This window comes from Pseudocitrobacter sp. 2023LY-00077, assembly GCF_055796175.1.
Window position 1 is genome coordinate 1 of the sequence record NZ_JBSPEI010000064.1, and the last position, 836, is coordinate 836.

2 protein-coding genes are annotated in these 836 nt (G+C 44.9%); both read right to left on the minus strand.

Annotation, left to right across the window (positions count from 1 at the left end; all coding sequences use genetic code 11):
- Positions 1 to 154: 154 nt before the first annotated feature.
- Complete coding sequence (locus tag ACWWFX_RS25320; protein ID WP_071698626.1) at positions 155 to 496, minus strand: hypothetical protein; 342 nt, start codon at positions 494 to 496, stop codon at positions 155 to 157.
- 86 nt (positions 497 to 582) lie between these two features.
- Positions 583 to 836: phage tail assembly protein T (locus ACWWFX_RS25325; RefSeq protein WP_431626746.1), on the minus strand; the 254-nt coding region annotated here is incomplete at its 5' end.

The following is an 836-nucleotide window of genomic DNA, read 5'->3' on the forward strand; positions in this document are numbered from 1 at the left end:
ATAATCCTGCCCCATTCGTGAGGCGCGGGAAATTTCCGTCTGGAATGATTGCGAGTTAGCGGAAATTTTAATAATCAATTCACGTAATGTTGCCATCACATTTCTCCAGGCGAAAAAAAACCCGCCGGAGCGGGTCTGTTTTATCTATGTTTTCTTATCTACAAGATAATACCGTTTTCTCATATGAGTCGGATGTCATTGAGGGCACTCTTTCGTAGAGCACGTAACTTGTTTTCCCATTATTTTCTGTTACGTCAAGAACTACGTCATAACCCCCCATTGCCTGAGGGACGAGTATGCTTATGCCATTTTCAAGCGGCAAGGAAGTTACTGGTGTTCCATTTCCAGCCCACTTCCCAGAGACACAAGATGAGAATGAGTTAACGCTCTTATCAGATCCCCCAATGTTTACAGGCTTTGTAGCCCTAACTGAGTCTAAAGATTTACATCCAGTAACGGCGAACATAACTAATAAAATACCAACTACCTTTTTCATTTTCACACCTCCAGAAGTAAGGAGGTTATTAAAATACATAAACGTGAGCAAAGGAAATTCGAAATTCTATTTTTTGACTTTAGCATTTAATTAGTTGCCGCTGCGTTTGATAAAGCAGCCTCAAGCCCTGCAAACGGGTCCTTCGGTGCTGATTGCTCATCACCACCCCAGCGCAGGATCGCATCATCCAGCGGTACTTTTGCCCCCTGCGAACCGTAGATGGCAGAGACGAGCTGAGCTGCCTGAATGTCACCACGAATATCGCCAACCGGACTTTGCCTGTCGTACTCAATCCACATCAGAAGCTCGCTTGCCGTCATATTCTGCCGAAGCTCTGAGA

Excerpts from the sequence above, each read along its gene's own strand:
- ACWWFX_RS25320 (WP_071698626.1), bottom strand. The coding sequence starts at position 496 with ATGAAAAAGGTAGTTGGTATTTTATTAGTTATGTTCGCCGTTACTGGA.